This window comes from Streptomyces colonosanans (assembly GCF_001866645.1).
GTDB classification, from domain to species: Bacteria; Actinomycetota; Actinomycetes; order Streptomycetales; family Streptomycetaceae; genus Streptomyces; species Streptomyces colonosanans.
This window is the reverse complement of record NZ_MLYP01000027.1, coordinates 98,648-119,976: the sequence shown is the minus strand read 5'-3', so window position 1 is coordinate 119,976 and position 21,329 is coordinate 98,648. Positions and strand designations below refer to the sequence as shown.

18 protein-coding genes are annotated in these 21,329 nt (G+C 69.4%); 12 read left to right on the top strand and 6 right to left on the bottom strand.

The window, feature by feature from the left end:
* Positions 1-108 precede the first annotated feature (108 nt).
* The gene (locus BIV24_RS10695) at positions 109-1,245 is read left to right on the top strand and encodes an MGDG synthase family glycosyltransferase (RefSeq protein WP_071365994.1); all 1,137 of its coding nucleotides are present in this window, start codon (positions 109-111) and stop codon (positions 1,243-1,245) included.
* Between the two features lie 127 nt (positions 1,246-1,372).
* Here the strand turns inward: BIV24_RS10695 and BIV24_RS10690 are convergent, their stop codons facing one another.
* Both BIV24_RS10690 and BIV24_RS10685 read right to left on the bottom strand, forming a co-directional pair.
* Complete coding sequence (locus tag BIV24_RS10690; protein WP_071365993.1) at positions 1,373-1,828, bottom strand: SPW repeat protein; 456 nt, start codon at positions 1,826-1,828, stop codon at positions 1,373-1,375.
* 280 nt (positions 1,829-2,108) lie between these two features.
* Positions 2,109-2,573 carry a hypothetical protein gene (locus BIV24_RS10685; RefSeq protein WP_071365992.1) on the bottom strand — a complete coding sequence of 155 codons (465 nt, stop codon included), beginning with the start codon at positions 2,571-2,573 and terminating at the stop codon, positions 2,109-2,111.
* A 297-nt stretch (positions 2,574-2,870) separates the two neighbouring features.
* Between BIV24_RS10685 and BIV24_RS10680 the strand changes: the two genes are divergently transcribed.
* Together BIV24_RS10680 and BIV24_RS10675 are read left to right on the top strand one after the other, a co-directional pair.
* On the top strand, positions 2,871-3,509 hold the full coding sequence (locus BIV24_RS10680; RefSeq protein WP_071366035.1) for a LysE family translocator: 639 nt from the start codon (positions 2,871-2,873) through the stop codon (positions 3,507-3,509).
* A gap of 217 nt (positions 3,510-3,726) precedes the next feature.
* Complete coding sequence (locus tag BIV24_RS10675; protein WP_071365991.1) at positions 3,727-3,936, top strand: hypothetical protein; 210 nt, start codon at positions 3,727-3,729, stop codon at positions 3,934-3,936.
* Between the two features lie 807 nt (positions 3,937-4,743).
* Here the strand turns inward: BIV24_RS10675 and BIV24_RS10670 are convergent.
* Positions 4,744-5,841: an alpha/beta hydrolase gene (locus BIV24_RS10670; RefSeq protein ID WP_079168146.1), complete on the bottom strand. Its 1,098-nt coding sequence runs from the start codon at positions 5,839-5,841 to the stop codon at positions 4,744-4,746.
* 319 nt (positions 5,842-6,160) lie between these two features.
* On the bottom strand, positions 6,161-7,333 hold the full coding sequence (locus tag BIV24_RS10665; RefSeq protein ID WP_071365990.1) for an alpha/beta hydrolase: 1,173 nt from the start codon (positions 7,331-7,333) through the stop codon (positions 6,161-6,163).
* A gap of 502 nt (positions 7,334-7,835) precedes the next feature.
* Here BIV24_RS10665 and BIV24_RS10660 point away from each other — a divergent pair.
* The 7 genes from BIV24_RS10660 (at position 7,836) to BIV24_RS10630 (ending at position 14,742) form a co-directional block, all read left to right on the top strand.
* Entirely contained in the window at positions 7,836-8,438 is a 603-nt protein-coding gene (locus tag BIV24_RS10660; protein ID WP_071365989.1) for an RNA polymerase sigma factor, read from the top strand.
* Positions 8,425-9,330, top strand: coding sequence for a hypothetical protein (locus tag BIV24_RS10655; protein WP_177198677.1), 906 nt, complete (start codon positions 8,425-8,427; stop codon positions 9,328-9,330). Before BIV24_RS10660 ends, BIV24_RS10655 begins: the two co-directional genes overlap by 14 nt.
* 157 nt (positions 9,331-9,487) lie before the next feature.
* Positions 9,488-10,147, top strand: a complete 660-nt coding sequence (locus BIV24_RS10650; protein ID WP_079168145.1) for a hypothetical protein — start codon at positions 9,488-9,490, stop codon at positions 10,145-10,147.
* A 344-nt stretch (positions 10,148-10,491) separates the two neighbouring features.
* A complete protein-coding gene (gene ypfJ, locus BIV24_RS10645; RefSeq protein WP_071365986.1) occupies positions 10,492-11,376 on the top strand; it encodes a KPN_02809 family neutral zinc metallopeptidase in 885 nt (294 codons plus the stop codon).
* Positions 11,377-11,670: 294 nt separating this feature from the next.
* On the top strand, positions 11,671-13,116 hold the full coding sequence (locus BIV24_RS10640) for a glyceraldehyde-3-phosphate dehydrogenase (RefSeq protein ID WP_071365985.1): 1,446 nt from the start codon (positions 11,671-11,673) through the stop codon (positions 13,114-13,116).
* Between the two features lie 365 nt (positions 13,117-13,481).
* The gene (locus BIV24_RS10635) at positions 13,482-14,225 is read left to right on the top strand and encodes an SOS response-associated peptidase (RefSeq protein ID WP_071365984.1); all 744 of its coding nucleotides are present in this window, start codon (positions 13,482-13,484) and stop codon (positions 14,223-14,225) included.
* Positions 14,226-14,376: 151 nt separating this feature from the next.
* Positions 14,377-14,742: a GNAT family N-acetyltransferase gene (locus BIV24_RS10630; RefSeq protein ID WP_071366033.1), complete on the top strand. Its 366-nt coding sequence runs from the start codon at positions 14,377-14,379 to the stop codon at positions 14,740-14,742.
* 273 nt (positions 14,743-15,015) lie between these two features.
* Here the strand turns inward: BIV24_RS10630 and BIV24_RS10625 are convergent, their stop codons facing one another.
* On the bottom strand, positions 15,016-15,519 hold the full coding sequence (locus tag BIV24_RS10625) for a MarR family winged helix-turn-helix transcriptional regulator (RefSeq protein ID WP_071365983.1): 504 nt from the start codon (positions 15,517-15,519) through the stop codon (positions 15,016-15,018).
* A gap of 78 nt (positions 15,520-15,597) precedes the next feature.
* Between BIV24_RS10625 and BIV24_RS10620 the strand changes: the two genes are divergently transcribed.
* The gene (locus BIV24_RS10620; protein ID WP_071365982.1) at positions 15,598-16,857 is read left to right on the top strand and encodes an MFS transporter; all 1,260 of its coding nucleotides are present in this window, start codon (positions 15,598-15,600) and stop codon (positions 16,855-16,857) included.
* Between the two features lie 182 nt (positions 16,858-17,039).
* Here the strand turns inward: BIV24_RS10620 and helR are convergent, their stop codons facing one another.
* Positions 17,040-19,208, bottom strand: a complete 2,169-nt coding sequence (gene helR, locus BIV24_RS10615; protein ID WP_071366032.1) for an RNA polymerase recycling motor ATPase HelR — start codon at positions 19,206-19,208, stop codon at positions 17,040-17,042.
* Between the two features lie 740 nt (positions 19,209-19,948).
* Between helR and BIV24_RS10610 the strand changes: the two genes are divergently transcribed.
* Positions 19,949-21,298, top strand: coding sequence for a M20/M25/M40 family metallo-hydrolase (locus BIV24_RS10610; protein ID WP_071365981.1), 1,350 nt, complete (start codon positions 19,949-19,951; stop codon positions 21,296-21,298).
* Positions 21,299-21,329 lie beyond the last annotated feature (31 nt).

Below are 21,329 nucleotides of genomic sequence, written 5' to 3'. Positions count from 1 at the left end.
AGGCGACGCGAGCGGCCCGGACCCCTCTTCTCGGACGGCCGATGACCGCCGTGGCTCCGTCCGCCGGGCCGGGATCGCGTGTTTCTCCCGCGCCCGCCCCTGCGGGTGATGGTTGCGGCCGGCGCCCGTGCCCTGCGGTCCGCGCAGGAGTCCCGGCGGATACTGATCGTCAGCGCGAGCATGGGGGCCGGACATGACACAGTGGCAACCGAACTCGCGCGCCGCGCACGGGAACGCGGTCATGAAGCGCACATCGTGGACGTTCTCGGCCTGCTGCCCCACGGTATGGGCGCAGGTCTGCGCCGTTCCTACCGGTTGGCCGTACGGCACGTCCCCTGGGCGTACGGCATCCTGTACGACACGTTTCTGCGCCGTGGAACAGGTCGCCGCCCCAGCGGTGTCCCGCTTGCCCGCCTGGCCGGCGACCGTCTGACCGAACTGGCGGACCGGACGGGGGCGGACGTGGTCGTCGCTGTCTTCCATCTTGCCGCGCAGCTGACGGGCCACCTCAGGTCGCGAGGGCAGCTACGGGTGCCGAGCGCCGTTTTCGTGATCGACTTCGCTGTTCACCGGCAGTGGCTCCATCCGGGTAACGACAGGTACCTCTGCCTCACGGACGAAGCCGCGTACCAGGTGCGTCAGGACATCGCCCTACCCGCCGAGGCGACGGGACCAGTCGTGGCGCCCGAGTTCTTCACCGCGACGCCCGCGGCGGCACTGTGGTCCCGGTGCCTGACCCGGCACGCTTCCGGACGTCCGCTCGTCGTCCTTTCCGCAGGCGCCTGGGGGGCCGGTTCCCGTCTTCCGGTCACCGCGGGACTGCTGGCCGCGCGCGGTTTCCTTCCGGTCGTGCTGTGCGGCCGCGATGAGCGGCTCCGCAGCAGCCTGTCCGGGGTGCCGGGTGTCCGCGCGCTGGGCTGGGTCACCGACATGCCAGGTCTGATGCACGCGGCCCGGGCTCTGGTCGACAACGCCGCCGGGCAGACCGCCGTACAGGCGCTGGCCGCGGGGCTGCCCGTGGTGGGCTATCGCCCTCTTCCGGGCCATGGCGCGGACGGGGTGCGCCGGATGGCGGCGCTCGGCCTCTCGGATATCGCCGCCGACGAGGCCGACCTGGTGATCTCGCTGGGCCGGCTCACGGCGGCGGGTCCCGACCGCGAGCGCCGGATCGCCCATGGTCGCGCACTGTTCCGGCGCGACGCCCTGGCGCGGGTGGTGGAGCTTCTCGACACCGCCGTCATGTGAGCCGCGAAGTGTCGCGGGTATGCGCGACCTGGACGACAGGGCGGCCACTCACGGTGAAGGGCCCCGCCCGGAAGCGTGCGTCCGGTCGGGGCCCGGTGTGTACGGTGCTGCGGTTGCCCTCAGGGCGTCAGTGGTGAGCGTTGCGGCGTCGGGCGAGGCCGACGGTCAGGCCCATGGCGGCGAGACCCAGGAGGAACGTCACCGCGCCCACGAAGCAGTTGCTCCAGATGATGCCGGCCCGTGCGCCGTGGGCGGCGGTGACCACCCAGGGGGAGATGATGAGCCACAGGCCGAGCGGCGCGATCATCCACGCCACGCGCCCCATGCGGTCCGGGGCGAGCGTCAGAGCGAATCCGATCAGGGCGACGGTGATGCCGACGATCAGGTTGCTGGCGGTGAGGTTGGGCTCGGCTGCCGCGAAGTGTATGACCCAGGGTGATATCGCGGCGTAGATGCCGGCAAGGAGGATCAGGCCCTCGACGGCGATCGCCGAGTTGCTGCTGGAGCCTGTGCGTTCGAGCCAGTCCCGCATCTCTGCCAGTTCGGGATGCAGGCCCATTGCGCCGTGGTGCTGCGTGCCCATTTCACCGGGGTGATGCGTGCCCATTCCCGTGGGCTGCTGTTGCGGATGCATGCCACTGGGTTGCTGCGGATGCGCCATCGCTGTCGCTCCCCTCCGTGAGGGCTTAGATGTTCTTTATATCCAAGTTTCCCTCGTTCGGTGGGTTTATGCACCCTTCTGTCCGCCTTTGCTTGGGGGTTGGCCCGCCCGGATCCCGTGGCGACCCGCCTGTGGAGGCGTCGCCGGGCGGCGCCTCACCGATATGGAGCCCACGCCTGATCAGCAGGTGCCGGGGTGCCCGCTAGTTCCACAGCGGATAGGTCACCACACGTGCGAAACCGTCCGGCTTCCCGTTCGTGTAGACCAGGCTCATCCGGGTGTAGTGCTGCAGCTGCGGGTGCTTCTTCCAGGGCTGCGGGTGGTCGAGCCGAACGACGACGGGGTACGAGTGGAACTTGCCCACAGCGCAGTAGGGGTTGCAGTCGTTCACCACGTTGAAACCCTTGCCCACCGCCGAATTCGAGTCCCAGTGCGACCAGTGGAGCGAGGAGAGGCGGCTGTTGCCGTCGCCGCAGGCAATCATGAAGTCGGCCGGGTGTTCTTGGGGGTGCCAGAGGCAGTCGACGAGGACGGGGTGCCCGGCCTGCTGTTGCCCGGCGTCCGCGGCCGGCGGGGGCGCCGGGGCGGCGGAAGCCGTTGCCATACCTGCTGCGAGCAATGCAGCGGCACAGAGCGTGACCGCCGTATTCATCGTGTGACTGCGCATGTCCGCTCCCCGGCCGCGTGTCCTGGGACCCGTGGCCCCATGCCTGTGTCTGGTCTGCCCGCCAGATGACGTCCACCTGTGGGGGCGGGCGCGGGACTGCCCCGCCGTCCGTTCGCCCGCCGTTGTGTCTGTACTGACGCTAGGGCCGTGCCAGGCGATGCACCAGTCGGCCAATCGGGTCACGTATGCCCGCCGACACCCACCCGGGGCGGGGTGCGCTCCCTCGGTGCGCACGCGTGTCATGCGGCGGAGAAAAGGAGCTGAGCGCCGACCCCTGCCGGTGCTTACATGGGCGCCATGGTGCCTGCCGACCGTCTGCTCGCCTTCACGGCGATGTCCTGTGTGCTGATCGTGATCCCTGGTCCCAGCGTGCTGTTCGTGATCGGGCGGGCGCTGGCGCAAGGGCGTCGCGCCGCGCTGACCACCGTCGTGGGGAACACGCTGGGCGCCTACGTGCTCATCGTGGCCGTGGCTCTGGGAGTCGGGTCCATCGTGGAGCGCTCCGTCGTCGTCTTCAACGTGCTGAAGCTGGCCGGGGCTGCGTACCTTGTGTACCTCGGTGTCAAGGCGTGGCGGAAACGGGGCTCGGTGCAGGCCGTGTTCACCGCTGACAAGGCGGTGCGGGGCAGCCTGCGCACGCTGTGGGAGGGGTTCGCGGTCGGTGTGGCCAACCCCAAGACCATTGTGTTCTTCGCCGCTGTCCTGCCGCAGTTCGTGGACCGCAGCCAGGGAGACACCACGGTGCAGATGCTGGTGCTCGGGCTTGTCTTCAACGTCATCGCCGTGACTTCCGACAGCGTGTGGGGACTGGCCGCGGCCACCGCGCGGGACTGGTTCGCCCGCTCTCCGCGGCGGCTTTCCATGGTCGGTGGCATCGGCGGGCTCGCGATGATCGGTCTCGGTGTCACGGTCGCCGCGACGGGCCGCAGGGACTGACTCCGGGGTGAAGGAGTCGGTGGCGCAAGCCTCCGGTGCGTGTGCGTGCAGCGGTGCATGCGCCAGGACGGGTGTGGCGCACTGACCATGCGCATGCGCATGCGACGTGCGGGCGGTAAGTGTGGAAACTGGCATATATGAGTGCAAGGAGGCTGCCATGACGCCGCCCAGTCGCGAGTAGCACCCCGACCCCTTACCACCCGCCAAGGAGACGCGTATGACTCGGCAACCCTCCCCAGAACCCGGCGCCTCGCCCGGGCTGGAAGCCCGACTGAGCCGGCTGGAGGCGCAGGTGGCGACTCTGGCCGACGCCATCCGGGCACTCGCCCATGGCCTGGAGAACGTCCCGTCGCAGGACACCCCGCCCGAGGAGACGGCCCGGGGTGCGCGACTCGCTCATGAGCTCCTGATCTCCCAGGACCTGTAGACACATCCAGACCGTTCAACGGTGGTTGTGCGCACGGCATGTGAACGGGGTCGCCGGACCGCGCCGTTCACCCGGTGCCCGACCACCTTGCGGGCGGGGCCCGGTGCTCCGTCGCCGCGGGCCTGGTTTTTCGGGAGCCTCGCCCACAATGACAAGGCCGACCAGAGATAAGATCAGGGGCTCATATCAACCATCTGCTCATCCTGGGGTGAACTGGCAGCACGTCATCGAAGCACAGCACAGAAACGGGTGCCTGCGCGCCGTAGTCCCCGTGACGGTGATGTCCGTGCCCGCCCCAGCAGTCGGCAGCCGCCGCGCTGCGGAGTGAATCCGCCGACAGGAAGGTCTCGTTGTCACATGTTCCAAGACGCCCCCATCTATCACCAGCTCATCGCAGAGCGCGGTGACGTACCCGCACAGGTACGGGATGCGGCGGAGATGATACGACGCCAACTTCAGGGGGTGATCAGATTGGAGCAGCCTCCCAGTGGTTTCCAGCCCGGCCCGTACGCTGGCAACGCGAGAGCGCAACAGCGCTCCGCACTTCCCCCCGGTTCGCAACTGCGGTGATTTCGCAGGCCGTTCGGCGCTTTTGCACGCCGGGCGCTGACGGTCCCTGATGCCGGGAAGCAGGTCGCAGATCGGTGGTTCCACGCACACGCGTAGGCGGAGCGCCACCGATCTCACGCCGGCTCCCGCGACGTACCCCGTCAGGGCGCCGAGCCCGGCGCCCTGGTGGTGGCGCGAGGCCGCTGAGTCGAACCTGGGTCGCTTGCCGTGCGGGACGAGCCGGCGCTGATCAGTGCGTCAACTGTGCAGTGCCTGACGCAGGTTCGCGGTGGCCTGACCGACCGCGGACTTGGCGGCCCGGGTACCGGAGAGCCCGTTGAGCATCACGAAGTCGTGAACGACCTGCGAGTAGTGGGTGTGGGTGACCGATACGCCGGCGCGGCGCAACTTGGCGGCGTACTGGCGGCCTTCGTCGGACAGCACATCGCTGTCGGTGATGACCAGCGCCCTGGGAAGACCGCGCAGCTGAGCGGTGGTGGCGCGTAGCGGCGAGGCAGTGGGCCGACTGCGGACGGCGGTGTCGGGGGCGTACTGGTTCCAGAACCACTTCATGCCCGCGGCGGTGAGCCAGCAGCCGGTGGCGAAGCGCCGATAGGAGGGTGTGGTGAACGAGGCGTCGGTGACCGGGTAGAACAGCACCTGCTGGGCCAGCCTGGGCCCGCCGCGCTGCTTGGCCATCAGGGTGACGGCGGCGACCATGTTGCCCCCGACGCTGTCGCCGGCCACGGCCAGACGGGAGCCGTCGACGTTGATCTCCCTACCGTGCCGGGCGACCCACTGGGTGGCGGCGTAGGCCTGCTCGTTGGCGACCGGGAAGCGGGCCTCGGGTGACCGGGTGTAATCGACGAAGATCACCGCGGCTCTGGCGCCCTGGGCGATCTGCCGTACGAGCCGGTCGTGGGTGGAGGCATCACCGAGTACCCAGCCGCCGCCGTGGAAGTACATCACCGCGGGCAGTCTCCCGGTCATGCCCCGCGGCCGGACGACGCGGATCGAGACCGAACCGGAGTGGCCACCGGGAATGGTCCGCGTGGTGATGTCGGCCGGGAGCTTGGCCACCGGGTAGGCGGCCTGTAGGTCGAGGAGCGCCTGACGGGCGGCCGCGGGCGTCAGGTTCTGGATCGGCGGGCCGTCCGCCGCGGCGAGCTTGTCGAGGAACGCCTGTGCGGCCGGTTCGAGAGTCACCCGGGGATTGCCGCAGGTCGCCCTCCGGGGGGCTGCGTCCGCCGGAGTGGCCAGGCCCGGGACGGCAACAGCGAGCGTGACCGTGGTGAGCAGCGCCGTGAGGCCGGACAACGGCTTACGGAGTGAGCGGGAGCGTCGTATGGCGCTCATAGGATCCTCCTTCCGAGGAGCACTTCATCCGTGAGCCTTCTGTGCTCCCCGCCGGGCGGCCCGCCGGACTGGGCTGAAGGGGTGTCGCCCTGCGCCCGCCCAAGTGGAGGGCGGGCCGTTGTGGTTTGCGGACGCTCGCGCGGGCGGGAGCGACTGGCTGTGGCGCGCTCGACTTCGGTGCGCACCGGTGCCGTCCGCCATTCGGGTGACCTTCACTCATTCCCGGATCAGGGAGCGGCTTTGCCGTGGCCTGGGGGAGTCATATCTGGGCGTTGATATCGCCGCTGCCCGCCACTCTGGGCGCGTGAAGGTGCTCTTGTTACGAGGTTGCGGCGTCGGGGGCAGCCTCGGCGAGGACGGGGTTGACACGCGGGGCCTGCAACTGCCGGCCCAGCCACGGCAGGGCCTGGGGGAGTTCGCGACTCCAGGTCGCGAAGTTGTGGCCGCCGGACGGAAGGATGATGGACGCAGTCTTCATCGGCGGCTCGGCGGCGGCCAGGAAGTCCTGCGTGGCCTGGTAGTTGGATTCCCCGTGGCGGCTGGTGGTGACCAGGACGGACACGGCGGGGGGCGGCAGGTTCCGCAGGCGCCACATGAGGTCGTTCTCACGCTGGAGTTGCTTGCTGCCGCCGAACAAGTCACCGGTGGTGGCGTCGACTTCGGCTCTGTAATAGCCGGAGAGGGCAACGGCGGCCGTGTACGTGCCGGGATGGCGCATGGCGAACTTCAGTGCGCAGTAGCCTCCCGTGGAGTCGCCGATGACCCCACGGTACGCAGCGCTGTCACCGACGCGATAGGCAGTGCCCAATGCGGTCGGCAGGTCCTGGGTGAAGAAGGACTCCACTTGCGGGCCGCCGGGGATGTCGATGCACTCGGTGTCCCTCGGCGGTGCCAGCGTAGGCCGCATGAGCACCAGGATGGTGGGCGGCATCTCCTTGCGCGCGATGGCTGCGTCGGCCAACTCGGGGTATTTGAGGCGGGTGATGAGGTTCTCGGTGGTGCCGGGGTAGCCGGTGAGCGCGATGATCAACGGGAACTTCACCTGTGCGTACTGGGGTTGGCCGTACTGCGGGGGCAGGTAGACGTACGCACGGGTGCTCAGGTGGGATTTCGCCCCCCTGATCTCCACCGTCTCCAGGCTGCCGCCCGTCGTCGCAGCCGTGCCGTCGGGCGCGGGCAACTGCTGGTGATCCAGGATGTGGACCGCGTTGGTGTGGCTGACGGCCGCAGTACCGTCGGCGATGATCGCGGTACCGTCCTCGTCGGTGCCCAGCAGGTCGCCCCAGGAGCCGTAGAAACCGAAGTAGTTGTTGATGGCCAGCGCGAGTGCGGCGAGGCAGGCAAGCTGGATGCCGAGCAGCATCCCGATACGGCCCAGCATCGAACGCCAGGTGGTCCGGCTCAGGTACGGCCACAGCCACACCGCGGTGCCGAAGGCCGCCGCGGACAGGCTGATGGCCAGCACGAGCAGGGTCTGACTGGTGAGTCCCACGATCCGGTGATACTTCCTGTGCGTCTACGGCGGCCGCATCGCCGTACGGCAGACGAGGTGCCGGATGTTCGGCAGTACAGGCGCTACACCAACGCTGGATGAACGTCGGTGAAATGGCGCTCCACAGGGTGAATACCTTAACGGGCCTGTACACAAGGGGTTGTACTGGGCTCGACCCGGTAGCGGTTTCGAGCCATCGGAAAAAACGGTGAGCGGCACTCAGCAGCCGGGTCCACACCGGACACCGCGGCTTCGCTGATCGTGGGCGTACCGACGGCGATGCCCACGCGCCCTGATCGCCGTGGACGGGGCCCGCCCACGGCGATCGGCGTTCGAGCTGGAGGAGAGCACCGTGGCTCGATCGCTTCGACCCCGCAGGGCATGCCGGATACGTACTGCCGCATCCACACCCGGTCCTTGTGGGGCTTCAGCACCCGGGGAGCTGTCCGGAACTGGTCGGGAACCGGTGGGAACCGATCTGCCTTCGGCGGTGTAGACAAGTGTGAGAACGCGGGAGGGGGACCGCACCGTCGATGAGGCCGCAGCGATCGCTCGCGTACGCGCCGGAGAGCCGGAGGCGTACGCCGAACTGGTGCGGGCCCATACGGGCATCGCGCTGCGGGCGGCCACCGCGCTCGGCGCGGGCGCGGATGCCGAGGACGTGGTGCAGCAGGCCTTTGTGAAGGCGTACTGCGCGCTGGGGCGGTTCAAGGACGGTTCGGCGTTCAAACCGTGGCTGCTTGCGATCGTCGCCAACGAGACGCGCAATACGCTGCGGACGGCGGCCCGGCAGCGTGCGCTCGCCGGCCGAGAAGCGGCCTTCGCCCAGGCGGAGCCGCTGATACCGGATGCGCGGGACCCGGCGGTGACCACGCTGGAGACGGAGCGCCGCGCTGCCCTGCTCGCCGCCCTGGAGAAGCTGAGCGATGAGCACCGCCTGGTCGTCACCTACCGCTATCTCCTGGAGATGGACGAGTCCGAGACCGCCCAGGCCCTGGGCTGGCCCCGCGGCACGGTGAAGTCCCGGCTCAACCGCGCCCTGCGGAAGCTGGGCCGTCTGCTACCGGACCTTCGGCCTCGGGAAGGAGGTGATGAGCGTGAGTGAGTCCTACGACGGCGAGGGCGCCGGGGCCGAAGGACGCGGCAGCCGCAAGGAGACGGCGCGGCTGACCGAGGAGTTGTCGGCGCTGGGGCGGTCGCTGGACGCGGCGCCGACCGGTGGTTCCGAGTCGATGGTCGAGCGGGTCCTGGCGCAGATACTCGTCGAGCGTCTGCCGGTTCCGGCGGCCGAGCCGCCGGGCGCCGGTGAGCGGCTGAGAGCTCTCCGGCATTGGACGCGGACGCGATGGCGTTCGCTGACGGCGGCACTGTGCGGCCTGCTGGCGGTGCTCGCGCTCACGTCTCCCGTGCGGGCGGCGGTCATCGACTGGTTCGACTTCGGCGGGGTCGAGGTGCGCTACGACCCGTCGGCGGGGCCGTCGCCCGGAGCCGAGGTGCCCGGTTGCGGCCGTTCGGTGTCACTCGCGCAGGCACGGCACCAGGCCGGCTTCGCACCCGTGGTGCCGCCCGCGCTCGGGCCGCCCGACACGGTGACGGTGACCGGTGAGCCGCACCGACGGTTTCTGGTGAGCCTGTGCTGGCGCGAGCACGGGCACACGGTCCGCTTGGACGAGTATCCGGCGCGACTGGACGTCGGTTTCGTCAAAACGGTGAGCGAGTTACCGGAGTGGATCCCCCTGGATGGCCATGCCTCCGACGCGGACATGACCGCGCCCCTTCTGTGGTTCCCGACGCCTCATCTGCTCAGCTTCTGGTTGGTGGACGCGGACGGGAAGCGCTACGTACGCCAGGAGCGGACGGCGGGGCCAACGCTGCTGTGGACCCATCAGACACCGAGAGGCGAGGTGACACTGCGATTGGAAGGGGTGACATCGAAGAGCCGAGCCGTGGACATCGCGAGGTCCCTCGCCAAGGAACCCGGCACATCCTCGAAATAAGGCGCGAAGGGGTGGGAACCCCGAACGGCCGTGCGGTGTACGAGAAGTGACACGCGGCTCGGGGACGGGCCACAGCGGAATCGGCCGACCGGGGGTTCGGATGCTCAGGTGGAGAAGCGGAATTCGCACATGGGCCGCGCTGACAGGGGCATTGGCAATGATGTTCACCCTGATGGTGTGGGGCGCTTCCTCGGCCGCCGCGGGCGGGCCGACGAGCGTGCTCGTGACCTCGCCGACGAGCGAGGAGGCCACCGCGCTGTACGTCTCCGACAAGAAGTACGAAGAGCTCCAGCAACTGCTCGACCGGCCCACCAGCGGCACCCGTGACAGGCCATCGGAGGCCGATCTGGCCGACACCCGGCAGATCAACGTCACCTGGCTGGCGCACGACATCTCGCCATGGCGGCTCGACCAGGTCCTGGTTGCCGGCAGCGATGCCGTCTGGATCTACACGACGGCACAGATGCCCGAATTGGTGAACGGCATCTGGCACCGCGCCGCCGACCCCGCCCGACTGCGCACCCTTTTCAAGAAGCTCGGAGTCATGGGCAGGACCTCGAACACGGGATACGCCGGCGTCGCTCTCGGTCCCTGGCAGTCGGACGCCGCCGCCACGCCGGATGCGGACGCGACGACCGCATCCCCACCGGTCGCCACGTCGAGGGTCGGCGGCGGCACGGACTGGTGGTGGGCGATACCTGGGGCGGCGGCCGGTGCCGTGCTGGCACTGGTGCTGCGCCCACTCGCCGCAAGGCTGCCAGGCCGTCTGCGTCGTCATCAGGACTCAGGACCCAGGCAGGAGTTGCGGGATGCATGAGTGTTGAGCGGACGAAGGAGAAGCACTGCCGCAAGGATCACGGCGGCCACGGGAAGGCCTACGGCGGGGACCGCTGCGATGACGGTCACCGTCGGGTAGCCCAGGACGCCTGAGGCCACGCTTCATGGTTCGCTGCTCCGCGCCCCGCTCCGGACACTTCGGAGCGGGGCGCGAGGCTTGTCCGGCTGGGTGAAACGAACTCCGGAGGTAGCCGGCCGGTCCTGCACGCAGTCCCTGCCCTCCGCATCATGTCCGTTCGGGGCCGGGCGGCGCTCCGCGACGGAATGTGCCGTTCCGAGGCGGCACAATGAGGCCGACACCAACTCCCGGGAGACGAAGGAACGATGGAATTCCGCGACGATGTGGATCTTGATGCTTCCCAAGTGGAGGACCGCGGTAGCGGTGGCGGTTTCCCCGGAGGAGGGCTCGCCATCGGTGGTGGTGCCATCGGGATCGTCGTCCTGGTCGTGGCTGTGCTCCTCGGCGTCAACCCCGCCACCCTGCTCGGCGGGAACGACCACTCGAGTTCCGCCGCCCGGACACCGGCTTCGGACCTGCGAGCGCAGTGCCGCAAAGGCAGCGACGCCAACCAGTCGGAGAAGTGCCGTGTGGTGGGTGTGGTCAACAGCATCCAGAGCTACTGGCGGGACTCGTTCGCTCAGCGTGGCGAGCAGCCCTACAGCACCGCCCGCACCGACCTTTTCTCCGGCAGGGTGAACACCGGGTGCGGGCAAGCCAGTTCGGCGGTGGGGCCGTTCTACTGCCCGGCCGACCACCACGTCTACCTCGATCTCGATTTCTTCAGCGAACTGGAGAGCCGGTTCGGAGCCCGAGGCGGCCCGTTCGCCCAGGCGTATGTGATCGCCCACGAGTACGGCCATCATGTGCAGAACCTGCTGGGCACCATGAACCGCGTCGGCCGGGACCGCCAGGGAGCGACCAGCGCCTCGGTCCGACTGGAACTGCAGGCCGACTGCTACGCCGGGGTCTGGGCGAAGAACGCCGTCGACACCGGCTTTTACAAGAAGCCGTTCACCGACAACGACATCCGTGAGGCCCTCGACGCCGCCGCCGCGGTCGGCGACGACCGCATCCAGGAGCGCACCCAGGGCCGCGTCAACCCGGAGGGCTGGACCCACGGCAGTGCGCAGCAGCGGGTGAACTGGTTCACGACCGGGTACACCACGGGCACCCCCGCCCGCTGCGACACCTTCTCCGGGGCCATCTGACGCCGCACGGGCTCCCCGTCGCCAGAGTCGACCGTCCTATGGGTTGGTTTGCGGGGGGAGGGGTGAACCCGTGACCACCGTCGGTGACGGTCGGGGCGGTCGCCGACCTGCTGTACACCGCGTGCGGCATTCCGGGGTCAGGTGGCCGCACACAGAGCGCCGGGCTGGCTTCGAGGCGCCGACGGGGCGAATGTGCTGGTCACGGCGTCCCGCTCGGATCAGATGGGACCGTTTGGATGATCAAAGGAGTGGGGGGTTAGCATATGAGCGCCGCCTAGCTCGAAAGATAAATCTGTGACTGTCAACGAGGACTCGTTCACTAACTGGAAGAAGCGCGAGGAGATCGCGGAGGCGATGATCCCGATCATCGGGAAGCTGCACCGGGAGCGGGACGTCACCGTCCTGCTCCACAGCCGCTCCCTGGTGAACAAGTCGGTCGTCAGCATCCTCAAGACCCACCGCTTCGCCCGGCAGATCGCCGGTGAGGAACTCTCCGTCACCGAGACGATGCCGTTCCTGCAGGCTCTCACCACCCTCGATCTCGGCCCCTCCCAGATCGACATCGGCATGCTCGCCGCGACGTACAGGACCGACGACCGCGGTCTGTCGGTGGAGGACTTCACCGCCGAGGCCGTCGCCGGCGCCACGGGTGCCAACAAGATCGAGCGCCGCGAGGGGCGCGACGTCGTCCTCTACGGCTTCGGCCGTATCGGCCGCCTCGTCGCTCGCCTGCTGATCGAGAAGGCAGGTTCCGGCAACGGCCTGCGACTGCGCGCCATCGTCGTCCGCCAGGGCGGTGACCAGGACATCGTCAAGCGTGCCTCGCTGCTGCGCCGTGACTCCATCCACGGCCAGTTCCAGGGCACCATCACCGTCGACGAGGCGAACAGCACGATCATCGCCAACGGCAACGCGATCAAGGTGATCTACGCCAACGACCCGTCGGAGGTCGACTACACGGCGTACGGCATCAAGGACGCCGTCCTCATCGACAACACCGGCAAGTGGCGCGACCGCGAGGGCCTGTCGAAGCACCTGCGCCCCGGCATCGACAAGGTCGTCCTGACCGCGCCGGGCAAGGGCGACGTCCCCAACATCGTGCACGGCGTCAACCACGACACCATCAAGCCGGACGAGCAGATCCTGTCCTGCGCGTCGTGCACCACCAACGCGATCGTCCCGCCGCTGAAGGCGATGGAGGACGAGTACGGCGTCCTGCGCGGCCACGTGGAGACCGTCCACTCGTTCACCAACGACCAGAACCTGCTGGACAACTACCACAAGTCCGACCGTCGGGGCCGCTCGGCGCCGCTCAACATGGTCATCACCGAGACCGGTGCCGCCTCCGCCGTCTCCAAGGCGCTGCCCGACCTCAAGGCCAAGATCACCGGCAGCTCGATCCGCGTTCCGGTGCCGGACGTCTCGATCGCCATCCTCAACCTGCAGCTCGCGCGTGAGACCACCCGCGAAGAGGTCCTCGACTACCTGCGGAACGTGTCGCTGACCTCGCCGCTCAAGCGTCAGATCGACTTCATCAGCGCTCCTGACGCGGTCTCCAACGACTTCATCGGCTCGCGCCACGCCTCGATCGTCGACGCCGGCGCCACCAAGGTCGAGGGCGACAACGCGATCCTCTACCTGTGGTACGACAACGAGTTCGGCTACTCCTGCCAGGTCATCCGGGTCGTCCAGCACGTCTCCGGAGCGGAGTACCCGACCTACCCCGCCCCGGTGGCCTGACCCTGGTGCCATGACCGTTCCGGTGTCCGGCCGGTAGGCCGGAACCGGACGGATCCGGCCGCACCTGTCACCTCACGCCCGCACCAGCACGCTGGTGCGGGCGTGAGCGCTTTGTTGGTGCCCGTGAACCGGAGAAGACGGGGCTTTCGCCCGGTGCGGCGAGTGGGGGGTCCCCCTGCTCGAAGAGCTTGGGGGAGCGCACCAGACGCCGCGGGCCGCCCGTCGGGCGACGACGGGAACTTGACGACAGGCCGTAGAGCCGTGACCGGCGGTGTACACCGGGGGCGGGGACGCGGCCGACGCGCACTGCCCGACACGACCGCCGCCGGTGCCATGGCCGACATCGTCGGTGGCACAGTGACCGTATGTGCGGCCGCTACGTCTCCACCCGCAGCCCCGAGGACCTGGCCCGGCTCTTCCGGGTCACCGACTGGCGTGCCGAGGACGCACCGGCGCCGAGCTGGAACGTCGCCCCGACCGACGACGTGTGGGCCGTCCTTGAGCGCGCGCCACATGACAGGGACGCCGTCGCGCCGGTCCAGAGGGAGTTGCGGCCGCTGCGCTGGGGCCTGGTCCCGTCATGGGCGAAGGACGTGAGGATCGGCGCACGGATGATCAACGCGCGCGTGGAGACCTTGCACGAGAAGCCCGCCTTCCGTCGTGCGTTCGTCAAACGGCGTTGCCTGCTGCCGGCCGACGGCTTCTACGAGTGGCAGCAGGCCAAGGACCAGGGCACGGGCAGGGCCCGCAAGCAGCCGTACTTCATCCATTCCGAGGACGGTCGGGTGATGGCGCTCGCCGGCCTGTACGAGTACTGGCGCGACCCGGCGGTCAAGCAGGGCGATGACCCTGCCGCCTGGCTGATGACCTGCACGATCATCACCACCGAGGCCACCGACGCGGCCGGCCGCGTGCACCCCCGCATGCCGCTGGCGCTCTCCGCGGACCACTACGACGCCTGGCTCGCTCCCGAGCGTCAAGCCCCCGACGAACTGCGTGCGCTCCTGGCCCAGCCCGCGGGCGGCCATCTGGCCGCACGGCCGGTCTCCACGGCCGTCAACAACGTCCGTAACAACGGCCCTCAACTCCTCGAGGAAGTCACCCCGTAAATCTTGCATGGCCGTATCCGGCCGCGGTTCGGGTGGATGCCCGCTGAGCCGGCGGGCGAGCCTGGGATTGAACTGGAGTCAGGTCGGCGATGCCGGCACAGTGAGTGAAGTGATCTCTTACGCATGGCGTGACCCCTTCACCGACGACGAGATGGTCGACCTGGTCCGGTCGCACGGCGGCAACGCCGTTGCCGGTTGGTGGAGCAAGATCCAGCAACACAGCCTTGGTTGGGTGACCGCCCGCGACGGTGACGGACTCCTTCTCGGGTTCGTGAACGTGGCCTGGGACGGTGGAGACCATGCCTTCTTGATCGACACGAAGACTCGGGGCTCGCATCAACACCGCGGTATCGGTACGGCGGTTGTTCGCCTGGCGGCGAATCGTGCGCGTGCGGCGGGCTGCGAGTGGCTGCACGTCGACTTCGAACCCGAGCTGAGATCCTTCTATTTCGACGCCTGCGGCTTCCGTCCGACGGACGCAGGACTGATCCATCTGCCTTCCACCAACGGCTGTTAGCGCTTGGCCAGGTTGGTGGCGGGGCTGCGCAAGCCTGACGGGCCGGTCGGGGACCGGCTACGGGGCAAGGGCGTTCGCGACTGATCTCCTCGCGATGAGGTGTGGCGCGACGCGGCTGCGGGGTGCTTGCGTTCGTGCCCGCGGCTTGACCGGGACCGTGGAAGTGCCTTCCGGCCTGGGGTGACAGGGCCTGTCCAAGGCTCCTGTCATTCCCGCCGGAAGGCACTTTCCATGTGCGCGCAACCCGGTCGCGTCCGTGCGGTGCCGGGACCGTCAGGACGACTCGGCCGCCAGCATCACGCGCCGCAGCAATGCCGCCAGCTGTGCCCGCTCTTCCTCGCTGAGCACTCCCAGCAGTCGCTCTTCCTCGTGTCCGACCGCCGCCAGCGCCTGACGCCAGGCCGCGCGCCCGGCGTCCGTCAGTTCCACGTCGACGCGACGGCGGTCGACCGCCGAGGGGGTGCGGCGGACGAATCCGCGGCTCTCCAGTCCGTCCAGCCGTCCGGTGACCGAGGCGGGGGCGAGTCCGAGGTCGGCCGCGAGCTCGGAGGGTGCGGCCCGGCCGCCGCGGCCGGCGAGTCTGTGCAGGGTGTCGTACTCGTGCCGGTCCAGCCCTGAGGCGACGAGCGAGTGTTCCTTGGTCCGGCGTAGATGTCGGGTGAGCAGCATGGCGCGGGTGACGGCGCCCTCGGTGTCCGGATCCAGGTCCGGCAGCACGGGTAGCCAGCGTGCCACATGGTCGTCGGTCGCGTCGCGGGGCGGTGGAGGGTCGGCCATGACGTCATCGTAGCGGCGATGCTTCGATGGCAGATATTTCGGTAGCGAATAATTCGGTAGCGAAGTATCTTGCGGGACATGACTGCCACGAGCCCAGCCAAGACCTCGGCCGCCCATCCACTACGGACGCGTCGCTTCCAACTGCTCTTCACGAGCCGCTCGCTCGCGCTGCTGGGTGATGCGGTGGTGCCCGTCGCGCTCGGCCTCGCCGTGCTGGAGGCGACGGGGTCGACCAGCGCGCTGGCACTGCTGCTGGGCTGTGCGATGGTGCCGCGGCTGCTCCTTCTGCCGGTCGGAGGCGTGGCCGGGGACCGTGTCAACGTCCGTACGGTGGCCCTGACCACTGCGCTTGTCCGGTCCGTGACCCAGATCTTCGTGGGGGTCCAGTTGCTCGGCGGCGCTCCCGCGCTGTGGAGTCTGGCGGTGGCCGAGGTTCTCGGCGGAGTGGCCACGGCCTTCGCCCAGCCGACCTTCTCGCCACTGGTCATCGGTACGGTGCCGGAGGCGGGCCGACAGCAGGCCAACGCAGCGGTGGCCGCGGCCTCCAGCGCGGCGCGGCTCGCCGGACCACCGCTCGCAGGCGCGCTGTTGCTCGCCGGGTCGGGCTGGGCGTTCATCGCGGTCGGCTTCGGCTATGCGGTGAGCGCCGCGCTGCTGCTGCCGCTGCAGGTTGCGCATGTGCGGCCGCAGCCACGGACGTTCCTGGCCGATCTGCGCGAGGGCTGGGTCGAAGTACGCTCCCGCGACTGGTACTGGACGAGCCTGATCGCGCACGCGGTGTGGAACGGCGCCGCCGCCGTGCTGGCGACGCTCGGCCCCGCGATCGCGCTCCATGAACTGGGCGGCAAGAAAGTGTGGGTGGCCATGTCGACAGTCGCGGGCGTAGGCCTGTTGCTCGGCTCGCTGGCGGCCGGCCGGGCCCGGCTGCGCAACCCTGTACTGGCCGGCAATCTGGCGCTGGCGGGTTACGCAGCACCCCTTGCCCTGCTCGCCGTCCCCGCGCCGGCCTCGCTGGTCATCCCGGTCTACGGGCTTGCGTTGGCAGGACTGGGCTTCCTGAACCCGATCTGGGAGACGACGGTCCAACAGGTCGTCCCAGGACCGGTGCTGGCCCGGGTCACCTCCTACGACTGGCTGCTGTCACTCGCCGCGATGCCGCTGGGCTACGTCCTGGCCCCGCTCGCGGCCGGCGCCTGGGGGCCGAGGGCGCCGCTGGCCGCGGCCGCGGCACTGGTCGGCGTGGCGTGCCTGGCGACGGCGGCGGTGCCTGGAGTACGCGGCTTCCGGATCCCGCAGGAGGACCGTGCGCCTGCCGGTGTCGCGGCCGCCGTTGACTGACGCACCAGCTTTTCGAGGAGGAACAGGCCGCACACTCCGAGGTGTTGGGTGAAGAGGTCTTCTCCCTCCACCTGGCCTGGGGTCCCGGCCGTGCCCGAACGGGCCTGGGGCCTCCTCCGCGGACGGCCGCGACGGTGCGGTGTGCCCAGCCGGTGGGGGAGCGGGCGTTCGTCCGGTCGGCGTCAGGAGCTTGTGAGGATGACGAGTTGCCGGGTCGCCCGGGTCATTGCGACATAGCGGTCGACTGCTCCTTCGATGCCGCTGCCGTATGTCTCCGGGTCGACGAGGACGACCAGGTCGAACTCGAGCCCCTTCGACAGCTCCGGGGTCAGCGACCGGACACGCGGCGTTGTCCGGAACGAGGGATCGCCGATGACGCAGGCGACCCCGTCGGCATGGGCGGCGAGCCAGGTGTCGAGGATCGAGTTCAGATCCGCAGCAGCTCCGTGTACGACGGGGACGCCGCTGCTGCGGATGGAGGTCGGCACGTTGGCGTCCGGGAGCACGGTGCGGATGACCGGTTCGGCTTCCGCCATGATTTCCTCCGGCGTCCGGTAGTTGATGCTCAGGGAGGCCAGGCTGATCCGGTCGAGCCCGATCCGCTCGAGCCGTTCCTGCCATGACTCCGTGAACCCGTGTCTGGCCTGGGCGCGATCCCCGACGATGGTCAAGCTCCGGGACGGGCACCGGAGCAGCAGCATCTGCCATTCCGCGTCGGTCAGTTCCTGAGCCTCGTCCACCACGATGTGCGCGAACGGGCCGGCGAGCAGGTCCGGGTCGGCGGTGGGCAGTTCGGACTCGTCGACCAGGCTGACCTCGGCGTCCTCGCCGCGCAGCATCGTCACCAGGCCCTCGCCGTCGTCACCGTCGGCCCCGGAGTCGGCCGCGGCGGCGATCAGGTTGTCGACGACCTGAGCCATGCGCTCGCGCTGGGCGGAGACGACGGCCTCGTGCCGGGCCTTGCGCCGCGACGTCTTCGGGTCACCGAGTCGCTGCCGCGCCGCGTCCAACAGCGGCAGGTCGGACACCGTCCAGGCCTGGGCGCCCTCGCGGTGCAGCTTCTGAACGTCGTCCTGGCTGAGCCAGGGCGCACACATCCGCAGGTAGGCGGGTACCGACCACAGATCCGAGACGAGATCGGAGGCTTCGAGCAGCGGCCACGCCCGGTTGAAGGCCGTGAGCAGTTCCCTGTTCTGCCGCAGCGACCTGCGGACCTGGTCGGCCGAGGCGTCGCCGTCGTGCTTGTCCACCAGGATGGTGAGCAGTTCCTCCCAGATCTGGTCGCGCGCCTCGTTGTGCGGAGTACCGGGTTCCGCCGCTTCGAACGCCACGGCCCAGTCATCGGCGCTCAGCCAGACGTCGGACCAGTGGGTCGTGATCGCCATCCCCTTGGAGGGCGGCTCCTCGTAGAACCTGACGGCCGTCTCGATCGCCTTCACCAGGTTCGCGGACGACTTCAGGAGGGCCACTGCCGGATCGGCCTCGATCGCTGCTGTGGCACCCTCGGCGACGAGGTCGCGCAGGGTGCAGGTCTGCACGCCCTCCTCTCCGAGGCTGGGGAGGACGTCGGCGACGTAGCCCAGGTAGGGCTGGTGCGGACCGACGAACAGCACACCGCCCCGGCGGTGACCGAGGCGAGGGTCGGAGTAGAGGAGGTAGGCGGAGCGGTGCAGGGCGACGACGGTCTTGCCCGTGCCCGGACCGCCGTCGACGACGAGAGCGCCGCGGGATCCCGCGCGGATGATGGCGTCCTGGTCGGCCTGGATGGTGCCGAGCACGTCTCGCATCCGTGGCGACCGGTTGCCGCCCAGGCTGGCGATGAAGGCGGACTGGTCGTCGAGTGCGGCGTGCCCGGCGAACCCGTCCGAGGTGAACACCTCGTCCCAGTAGTCGCCGATCCGGCCTTGGTTCCAGCGATACCTGCGACGGCTTGCCAGACCCATCGGATGGGCGTGGGTGGCTCCGAAGAACGGCTCAGCCGCGGGGGAGCGCCAGTCGAGCAGCAGTCGGCGACCCTCGCTGTCCGTAAGGCCAAGTCGTCCGATGTACACGGGCTCGGGGTTGTCGGCGCTGACCATGTGTCCGAGGCACAGGTCCAGGCCGAAGCGTCGCAGGGCGCGCAGGCGAGCGGTCAGCCGGTGGATCTCCATGTCCCGGTCCATCGCCTGCCGGCCGATGCCGCCGGGCGCCTTGCGTTCGGCATCGAGGCGGTCGGACACCTCGGCGATCGTCTGCTCGAGGCACTCGGCCATGGCCGCGAAGTGCTGTTCATCGTCGGCGATCAGCATCGAGTCGGCCTTGGCGGAGAGACGGTCGGGAAGGTCGAAAGCGCTGGTGGTCAGGGAGTTCACGTCTTCAGCTCCGATCTGAGGCCGCATGCGGCCGATGTGCGTGGCAAGGTGTCCTGACCGGCGTGCCTCGACGTCGCCGCGCGACCCATACGTCGACAACAACACACGCACTTCGCGACTCCCGTTTCCGTTGGTCCTGGCGTAGGCCGGCAATTCTGCGGTACGACCGGGGCCTTGCCGCAAGGCCCCCAGTGCGCTATAAGTTGAAAGTGGCAAGGGGTGGGTTATTCCCCCTTGCCTTTTGTTGTCCTGGCATCCTGCCTTTTGTCGTTCGCTGCTGACGGACAACGTCCTCGCGAAGCGGCGGCACGCCGCGCACGACGACACCGGCCATCGACGCCGACGGTGCAGCCGCCGCTGACGGCACATACGTGCTGCCGTCGGCCGACCGGCTGTCCCCGGACCCGAACGCGCACGAGCACCTCTCACGCACGCACCCGGGTGGACATACCGGGCATGCGCGGCGGTCGGCGACTCACCCCCCGCCGCGAGCGCAACCTCCCAACTGCCATGCCCTTCTTCGACTTGGGCATGGGGCGTGTCGGCCGGGGAGAGGCGACGGTGGCGTCCGGAGGAAGAGCTCGACGAAGCCGGCCCGAAGGCATCGAAGATTTCGAGGCTGAGGATCGCAAGCCCTCAGGGGATCTTGCCGTGAACAAGACCTCAGGGGACCTTGCCGTGACACACAAGCTTGCCACCCTTCAAGCACGCCAGCCCCAGTTGATCAGGAGGTGCCGGTCATGCCCCGAAGAGCCGTGCCATCGGCTCCCGCCCTCACGGCGGCCGAGACCGAGGCGCTCGCCGCCGATGCCGTCGCCCTGTGCTCCCGGCTGATCCGGTTCGACACCAGCAACTTCGGCGCCGGGAACAGCCGCGGCGAGCGCGCCTGCGCCGAATGGGTCGCCGAGGAACTGACCGACGCCGGACTCGCCCCGATCGTCCTGGAGTCCGCCCCCGGCCGCGCCAACACCGTGGTGCGCATCCCCGGCGCCGACGCCACCGCCCCCGCGCTGCTCGTCCACGGCCACCTCGACGTCGTGCCGGCCGAACCCGCCGACTGGAAGGGCTACCCCTTCTCCGGCGAGATCCGCGACGGCGCGGTCTGGGGCCGTGGAGCACTGGACATGAAGGACATGGACGCGATGATGCTCGCGTTCGTCCGGTACCTGGCGCGCACCGGCACCCGGCCGCCGCGCGACCTTGTGCTGGCGTTCGTCGCCGACGAGGAGGACACCGGCGAGTTCGGCGCGCGCTTCCTGGTCGATCAGCACCCCGATCTGTTCGAGGGTGTGACCGCGGCCATCAGCGAGTCCGGCGGCCACTCGGTCCATCTGCCCTCAGGCGGCCGGCTCTACCCGATCGCGGCCGGCGAGCGGGGCAGCGCCTGGATGACGGTCACCGCGCGCGGCACCGCGGGCCACGGCTCCCGCCGCAACGACGACAACGCCCTGGTGAAACTGGCCGCGGCGCTCGGCCGGTTCGCCGCACACGAGTGGCCGGTCCGCCTCGTCCCGATCGTCGCGGCGCTGCTGGACGGTCTCTCCGAGCACCTGGGCATCGAGATCGATCCCGCCGATCTCAGCCCGCTGGGTGCCGCCGCACCGCTGGTGGCGGAAACGCTCGCCAACTCGGTGAACCCGACCATGCTGCGCGCCGGCTACAAGCACAACGTCATCCCCAGTGAGGCCTCCGCGGCCCTGGACGGGCGCATCCTGCCGGGCGCCGAGGCCGAGTTCTTCGAGACGGTCGACGCCCTCCTCGGCCCGGACCTCACGCGCACCGGTGACTACCAGGCGCCGGTCAGTGCCGATCACACCGCGCCCGACTTCGCCGCGATGGCCGCAGCCGTCCGCGCGCACGACCCCGACGCCCTCGTCCTCCCGTACTGCATGACCGGCGGCACCGACGCAAAGGCCTTCGCCGCTCTCGGCATTCCCGGTTTCGGCTTCGTGCCCGGCCTGACGCCCCCTGAATTCGACGCCTGGCAGTACGTCCACGGCGTCGACGAACACGTACTCACCGACAGCCTCGGCTTCGGCGCCCGCGTGCTCACCAGCTATCTCATGTCCGACCCCCGTGCGTTCGCCTGAAGCGGCGCGGTCACCCCTTCCCTCCTCATAC

What these genes read in the sequence shown, in the direction of transcription:
- BIV24_RS10695 (WP_071365994.1), top strand. Translation starts at nt 109, where the DNA reads ATGGTTGCGGCCGGCGCCCGTGCCCTGCGGTCCGCGCAGGAGTCCCGG.
- BIV24_RS10690 (WP_071365993.1), bottom strand. Translation starts at nt 1,828, where the DNA reads ATGGGCACGCAGCACCACGGCGCAATGGGCCTGCATCCCGAACTGGCA.
- BIV24_RS10685 (WP_071365992.1), bottom strand. Translation starts at nt 2,573, where the DNA reads ATGCGCAGTCACACGATGAATACGGCGGTCACGCTCTGTGCCGCTGCA.
- BIV24_RS10680 (WP_071366035.1), top strand. Translation starts at nt 2,871, where the DNA reads ATGGTGCCTGCCGACCGTCTGCTCGCCTTCACGGCGATGTCCTGTGTG.
- BIV24_RS10675 (WP_071365991.1), top strand. Translation starts at nt 3,727, where the DNA reads ATGACTCGGCAACCCTCCCCAGAACCCGGCGCCTCGCCCGGGCTGGAA.
- BIV24_RS10670 (WP_079168146.1), bottom strand. Translation starts at nt 5,841, where the DNA reads ATGAGCGCCATACGACGCTCCCGCTCACTCCGTAAGCCGTTGTCCGGC.
- BIV24_RS10655 (WP_177198677.1), top strand. Translation starts at nt 8,425, where the DNA reads ATGAGCGTGAGTGAGTCCTACGACGGCGAGGGCGCCGGGGCCGAAGGA.
- BIV24_RS10650 (WP_079168145.1), top strand. Translation starts at nt 9,488, where the DNA reads ATGATGTTCACCCTGATGGTGTGGGGCGCTTCCTCGGCCGCCGCGGGC.
- ypfJ (WP_071365986.1), top strand. Translation starts at nt 10,492, where the DNA reads ATGGAATTCCGCGACGATGTGGATCTTGATGCTTCCCAAGTGGAGGAC.
- BIV24_RS10635 (WP_071365984.1), top strand. Translation starts at nt 13,482, where the DNA reads ATGTGCGGCCGCTACGTCTCCACCCGCAGCCCCGAGGACCTGGCCCGG.
- BIV24_RS10630 (WP_071366033.1), top strand. Translation starts at nt 14,377, where the DNA reads ATGGTCGACCTGGTCCGGTCGCACGGCGGCAACGCCGTTGCCGGTTGG.
- BIV24_RS10625 (WP_071365983.1), bottom strand. Translation starts at nt 15,519, where the DNA reads ATGGCCGACCCTCCACCGCCCCGCGACGCGACCGACGACCATGTGGCA.
- BIV24_RS10620 (WP_071365982.1), top strand. Translation starts at nt 15,598, where the DNA reads ATGACTGCCACGAGCCCAGCCAAGACCTCGGCCGCCCATCCACTACGG.
- BIV24_RS10610 (WP_071365981.1), top strand. Translation starts at nt 19,949, where the DNA reads ATGCCCCGAAGAGCCGTGCCATCGGCTCCCGCCCTCACGGCGGCCGAG.